Below are 6,791 nucleotides of genomic sequence, written 5' to 3' on the forward strand. Positions count from 1 at the left end.
CTGAGCAAAACTAAGTTGTGGATTGATTGCGCTGGTCATTACTGATCTCGATTGGAGTTGATCAGTAAATAACGTTTGATGGGATGCTTAGGTTGTCATGAGGGGTGAATAAATCTGTGTTTCCCTAGAGCTTAGTTGCCAAATCTAGCTCTAAAACCTAATGGTTTAAATTGCTCAAAATTTAGGCAATATGGATATCTCAGGGGCTTTCGACATGTTGCGCCTGGTAGGTGGCATATTAAGAAAACTGCATTTCCCAATTGAACTCAAGCCCTTGATGCCACTAGTAAAAAATCATTCAAATAGCTGTTTAGTAGGAAAAAGTGAGGATATGTTTAAAAATGTAGGAATCTATTAAAAAATGTAATAAAAAGTATGTAAATATGTGTAATCGTAAGAAAAAGTGTGTATATGTAAGAAAAAGTATGGGAAAATAACCATACGAACGAAAAAGTGGAGCTTGAGGGAGATATGAGTGAAATAGGCTACTCACGAGTAAAAAGTCAGTTAGATCTCAGTGCTTTTGATCCTCTGGTACCCGCACGCCTTGCCTCGGTAACCAGTGTAACGCCCACTCAGGGCGCATTGTTAATACCGGCAAAGGTAGCCCCTAAAGATGATCGCCCACTAAGCCACCTTTTGTTTGCACTAAAGCATGAGGGGGTTAATCTTCAACTACTATCGCAGGCCTTAAGAAAAATCCCAGCCCAAGAGATGCTGGCTGCCATTAGTGAATCGCCAACAGGCGTTTATATACGCACAGCATGTTTTTTGTGGGAAGCCTTTAATAAGCAAGAGTTAAAGGACGCGCCAGTAATTACAGGGCCAATGGTCAATTTATTTGACCCAAAAAAATACATTACCGGTCCAAGCATACGCAATGCTAAATGGCGGGTTCATTTCAATGGATTGGGTTCTTTGGATTACTGCGTAACTGTTGAGCGAACCGCACGTATTAATAGCTTGCTTGAATCCAACATCCTCCAGAAGGCAAATGAATTTCTATCGCAGCTTGGTGGAGCCGCGTCCGATAGGGCAATGTCATGGGCTTATTTAAGCGAGACCAAAAGTTCTTTTGAGATTGAGCATGAAACACCAAGCGCAACTAAAGCAGAAGCATTTGTAGAGCTGCTTAAAAAAGCACATCTGACTCCTCAATTGAATGAAGAATACTTGGTTGGATTGCAAAACACTGCCATTACAAACCCATTAGATAGGGCCGTTCATTATCGGCATGAGCAGAATTGGTTAAGTAGTCCGTTACGTGGTGCTGCTGGCGTAACGTATATTCCGCCACCACCTGAAATTGTTAATGACTTGATGAAGGGTTTGGTAGATTTTGCTAATGCCTCGCCAAAGCAGATAGACCCCTTGGTTGCAGCTGCGATTATTTCATTCGGGTTTGTTTTCATTCACCCATTTATGGATGGAAATGGACGTTTGTCCAGATTTTTATTTCATCATGCAATATGCCAGTCTGGCGCTTTAAAGAATGGCCTGCTATTGCCAGTATCCATTGCGATGAAGCGGAATGAAGATTTATATCTAACCGCTCTAAAGAGCTTTTCTGAACCTGCTCGCAAGCGCTGGGAAGTTATTTGGATTGATGGTGATGAATATCAAATGACATTCAAATCAAATGATTCCTTATATCGCTATTGGAATGCCACTGCCTGTGTTGATTTTGGATTGGAGATGGCCAAGCAAGCATTGGAAAAGGACTTAAGAGAAGAGACCGAGTTCTTGGCAAAGTATGACCTTATTTACCGTGCTATTGATAGTCAGTTTGATATACGCGGCAAGGATCTCAACGCCTTAATTTTGACCTGCATGGAACAAAATGGAAAGCTATCAGCTAACCGTCGTAAGAAATTTTCTGCAACGGTGCCGGAAGAAATATTTAATGCAATTGAAGCTGAATATATGAAGATAGCGGACTGATTCAAAAGGCCTCGCTGATTCTATCAAGGTCAACCCAAGGGCTGGCGCAATGATAAATTGGGTAATTCAGTTGCCTGAAGTTTAATCTTCCCAGACCTTTTGGCTTGCATCCCAACTATGTAAGGCCATCATTTGCTTACCATCTCGCTTACCAGCAAAACATGGATTTTAGTAAGTTTGAATGGATTGCGCGGGAGTGGGGTCTACCTTCTAAGCCAAATATATAAATGATTTAATGGACATTGGTGCACATGACAGGAGGGTCAAAACCTAGATCTCGTCTCCGCCAGTACTTTTGGCATTTTTTCTGTTTTTCACTCTATGCATCAATGACTTAGCCCCATAACCGGGGCTTTTTCTTTATTACTCCCGCTTACCAGTACGCTTACCACTCAAACAGTATTGCATTTCATATGTGTGGCTAATGCGATTTAAGCTAACAATCGCTTATTACATCCTGGTGGCATGGTTAATTTATTGAATACACTAGATTTCAATATAAAAACCAAGATCGTGTCTTATCCAATTTATGAAACTTCATGTACTGAGTGATTTGCATCTAGAGTTTGCTGACTTTACCCCTGCATCAAATTCGGCAGATGTTATTGTTCTGGCGGGTGATATCGGCCTTCGCGCGGAAGGTGTAACTTGGGCCAGGAAATCTTTTCCGGATCAAGAAATTATTTATGTGGCTGGCAACCATGAGTTCTATGGTTCTCAGCGTTCTCATGTCATTGAGGACATCCAAAATACATGCGCAGAAAACGGCATTCATTTCCTAGATGACGATGGGATTGAGCTTCATGATCCCCAATCAAATACTCCCGTCCGTTTTTTAGGGGCTACGTTATGGACGGACTTTTTATTATTTGGCGAAGATCTTAAATCTAAATGCTTATCGTATGGCGAGCTTTACTTAAATGACTTCAGAAGAATCCGTGACGGAGACAGAAATTTTTCCCCGAAAAAATCGATTCAATTACATGAAAAATCATTGGCTTGGCTCCAGCATGGGCTAGAGAGCCCATTTGATGGCAAGACGGTGGTGATTACGCACCATCTACCCTCAATGAGTTCAGTTGCAGAGCGCTATAAGCAAGATTTACTATCTGCCTGCTTTTCCTCGGAGTTGGCGCACCTCTTTGGCAAGATGTCTCTATGGATTCATGGGCATACGCATGATTCCTGCGATTATGAAATGAATGGCACTAGGGTAGTTTGTAATCCTCGCGGTTATGTTCGATCTAACCACGCCGAAAACCCAGAATTCAATCCAGCTCTTATTGTTGAAATCTAGTTTCCTAGCAAGATCTTCTCAATAAGTGATTAGCCTTTAGCTAGAGTCTTGATTAATTCGGGACTGCAAATATCATCAATGTGCCTAAACGCCCGGGAGATTCCTTCGATTTGATCTGCAGCAATTCCAAGGCTTTCAAAGTGTGTTTTCCATTGCCTAGTTACTCGCCATACACGATCGATAATGTCGCTTGCTTGCTGCGCGGATAGGCCAAAGCGCTCTTTGGCACCATAGGCATTATCTAGTGTGGCCAATTTACCTTGTGGTCCAACACCTAGATGTTGATAACGCTCACTTGCAATGACTGCATGAGGCATCACGTCATAGAGTGGACTCAGGCTCCAGCCTTTAAGCGCATGGCTCCATAAGAATGCATGATTGCGTAGATGATCATCATCGTTACTAACAAAAATATTAAAGATCATGCGTGCGTATAGTTCTTCAATATCAGCTTTGACTGTTTGAACCACGCAATATCTGCGGATGGTATCCGCAATATCCATATAGCTTTTTAAATTGGATTCTGATTCGTGACAGGCAACTAAGGTGAGGGCGCTAATAACATGATGACGAATTTCTACTGGCCGAGCAAAAGCAGTCCAAGAGCGATCAAAGCGTTTGACCATCAACACTTTTTTCTTGCCAACTTGCGCTAATTGAGTTTGCGCTACATTAAGACCGGCTAACTGCGCAAGTTTGAGTGTGGCGTATTCAATGCTTGGTACATCTAAAGCGCCATCCGTGTTCCCTGGGAACTTAGCCATCCATAAAATGTTGTCATCATCGCGCACGCTTGCCTTAGGGCGCATGCCCCCAAGACCGCTACCCACAATCAAAATTCTGGATAGTGCTTCTGACACTGGCAAGCCTGCCTCAATCTTTTGCGCACCCTCGAGTACGTATGACAGATTGTGAATACTTTCGTGAGCAGGGCGCTCCTCTTGATCTAAAGAAGATCGAATATCTAAAGCCCCAACACGATCACTGCCTGCTTCGAGTAGATAGGTTGATTCTGGAAGGCTGTTGGCTGGAACCTTCAGCCTAGCTTCAATCACTCTTCTTCCCCAAGAATCAGGAGCAGCATCCCGAATTCCACCAAAGGCCTCTAAGCCATTAGGTGGAACGAGGCGCTTGCCTTTGATCTCTCTTTTATTCCTAAGACTAAGGGCGACTGGATCTACTTCTTGTGCGTTGCTCCTATCTAAGTAACGCAAGCCATAAGCAAATGAAGAGGCAATAAGTCTTGAGCCTTCTTCATCCACTTGCAGTTGACCTGCTGGTACAAATTCACCATCAAGATTGGCAAAGACAAAAAGATCCTTAGGGGTATTGGCCATCAGAAATCAAGCGCTTTCATTTCCGCTGCACTTAAATCACGCACGCGTTGTGGACGTGAGCGACGCTCTAAAGCAATGATCGCAGGATCATCTCCGCTTAATAGTTGCAATAAGTTCATGCCTGGAGCGATTGCATCTAAGTAACGCAGGAGCGCGCCAACGGCTACACCAGGATCACCCTTTTCAATGCGCTGTGCAGTAGCGCGAGATAGGCCGGCACGAACTGCTGCATCACTTTGGCGAACACGACGCGCAAGACGCAAAGAAACAAGGCATTGCGCTATTTCAGCGGATTGGCCAAGTTGCTTTGATGCTAGGGTCAGCTTTTGATCTACGCGCATAGTTGCCTCATGCATTTTGTTAGGTATGAGGCTTCAATATATCTGTTTATATGCCATAGGTCAATAAATATGACTCATAAATCAGTCTTTAAGTATTTTAATGACTTATTTATAATTCTTTTAATGGTTTACAGTAGAAAATTTAGGATTGTAATTCCGTCAACGGGACACCTCTTTACCGGACAGATTCTCCATGCGTTTTTCTATAAAGCCCTCCCAGTCGCTCATCAAGCAAACCCGTTTTTCTAGCTGATCTTGCCTTCTGTAGGCCGCCTCTACCTTATTCTGAATCGTATGCGCTAAAGCTAGCTCGACAGTCTCATTTGAGTATTCAGTAGTCTCGGCAGCCCAGTCACGAAATGTAGATCTAAAGCCATGTGGCACAAAGTCTGCGTACTTCGGCATCTTTCTCATCATGGAGAGCAGGGCCATATTGGATAGAGCGCGCTCTTTATGCAGAGAGCTAGGAAATAAATAGGAGTTCACTCTAGTTGTCTTTAGTTGCCCGAGGATTTCCATGGCTCTTCTATTGAGTGGAACGCGATGTTCCTTGCCAGCCTTCATTCGATCGGCAGGGATGATCCAGACCTTAGCTTCTAAATCAAATTCACTCCATTTCGCTTCAATCACCTCACTCGTACGAGTAGCCGTAAGAATTAATAACTCCAAGGCTAAGGCAGAGTAGCCAGTATGAGTTCGTAAATCGCTGATGAATTCACCGATCCTGTTAAATGGCAGAGCAGGGTGGTGAGCTACCTTCTTGATCTTGTTAGCCTTAGGCAGCAGATGGCATAGAGCCCCTTGATAGCGAGCAGGATTGTCACCACTAATATATTTATGAGCCTTACACCAGTCCAGAATTACCTCAATGCGCTGACGAACCCTTGTTGCAGTTTCAGTTCTGACCTTCCAAAAAGTACCCTCTACCTCACCACTTTTCTTTTTGATCTCTTGCTTAAGTAACTTAACTAAATGAGTAGTAGTAATCTGATCAACCCTCATTTTTCCAATGATTGGCAGTGCATAAGTATTGATGGTGCTTACCCATTGATCTTTGCGCTTTGAGTTTGACCATTCGGCTTCCTTCGTTTTAATGCACCTATTAGCGGCCTCTTGAAAGGTGATGGAATTGAGATCAGATTCCTTTACGCCCAATTTCTTTTCTTGGCGCTGGTCAATGGGATCAATCCCATCAAAAATAGCTCTTCTGAGGCCTAGAGACTTTTGTCTGGCATTGGCTAATGAACAAATTTCTACGGATCCAAGCCCCATTGCCCGTCTTTTACCGCTCACCGGACTGGTAAATCTATAGAGCCAGCTTCGGGATGGGCCATCAGCCCCTTCAAAAACCCGCAAATATAAACCTCTGGTTTCAGGGTCGGCGTACCATCCAGGTTGGTTCATAGCGAGAATCCCCCTCGCAGTAAATTTATTTAGTTTCAGTTCTTTTAATGTAACTCGACCACTATTTATACCCATAGTTTCTAACCATCTCGCTTACCAATGAAACTTAGATTTTAGTAAGTTTGAATGGATTACTTGGGAGTAGGGTCTACCTTCAGAGGCATATAGGTAAAGGGTTTAATGGACCTTGGTAGACTTAGTGGGAGGGGCAAAATCTTGATCTCGTCTCCGCCAAGTTAATGGATATTACAAGGTTTGGCGGTAATCACAACCTTGTTACCAAAAGCGTTACCAAAGCCATCCTACGGGGTGGCTTTTCTTTTGGCGTCGGTGGTCTGCTATCGGCCTTGAATTCAACTGATCGATGCAACACACTACAAACTGCGTAAGCAAAAGGAGTGTTGCTCATGAAACAACGGCCCCGAATCTATTACACGGCCACCCAGAAGGCTTTAATGTGGGAACGCTGGC

The 6,791-nt window shown here is 43.5% G+C and carries 5 protein-coding genes; 2 read left to right on the forward strand and 3 right to left on the reverse strand.

Features of this window, described 5'->3' with window-relative positions; translation table 11 throughout:
* Nucleotides 1-471 precede the first annotated feature (471 nt).
* Together ICN48_RS13665 and ICN48_RS13670 are read left to right on the forward strand one after the other, a co-directional pair.
* The gene (locus ICN48_RS13665) at nucleotides 472-1,941 is read left to right on the forward strand and encodes a Fic family protein (protein ID WP_216154234.1); all 1,470 of its coding nucleotides are present in this window, start codon (nucleotides 472-474) and stop codon (nucleotides 1,939-1,941) included.
* 529 nt (nucleotides 1,942-2,470) lie between these two features.
* Nucleotides 2,471-3,238 carry a metallophosphoesterase gene (locus ICN48_RS13670; protein ID WP_216154235.1) on the forward strand — a complete coding sequence of 256 codons (768 nt, stop codon included), beginning with the start codon at nucleotides 2,471-2,473 and terminating at the stop codon, nucleotides 3,236-3,238.
* 29 nt (nucleotides 3,239-3,267) lie between these two features.
* Here ICN48_RS13670 and ICN48_RS13675 read toward each other — a convergent pair whose 3' ends face one another.
* From ICN48_RS13675 to ICN48_RS13685, 3 genes are all read right to left on the reverse strand, one after another.
* Nucleotides 3,268-4,575: a type II toxin-antitoxin system HipA family toxin gene (locus ICN48_RS13675; RefSeq protein ID WP_216154236.1), complete on the reverse strand. Its 1,308-nt coding sequence runs from the start codon at nucleotides 4,573-4,575 to the stop codon at nucleotides 3,268-3,270.
* Entirely contained in the window at nucleotides 4,575-4,916 is a 342-nt protein-coding gene (locus ICN48_RS13680) for a helix-turn-helix transcriptional regulator (RefSeq protein WP_216154237.1), read from the reverse strand. The genes ICN48_RS13675 and ICN48_RS13680 overlap by 1 nt, the downstream gene beginning before the upstream one ends.
* Before the next feature lie 159 nt (nucleotides 4,917-5,075).
* The gene (locus ICN48_RS13685) at nucleotides 5,076-6,320 is read right to left on the reverse strand and encodes a site-specific integrase (protein WP_216154238.1); all 1,245 of its coding nucleotides are present in this window, start codon (nucleotides 6,318-6,320) and stop codon (nucleotides 5,076-5,078) included.
* Nucleotides 6,321-6,791 lie beyond the last annotated feature (471 nt).

Origin of the sequence: Polynucleobacter sp. JS-Safj-400b-B2, assembly GCF_018881975.1 — a bacterium.
Taxonomy (GTDB): Bacteria; Pseudomonadota; Gammaproteobacteria; order Burkholderiales; family Burkholderiaceae; genus Polynucleobacter.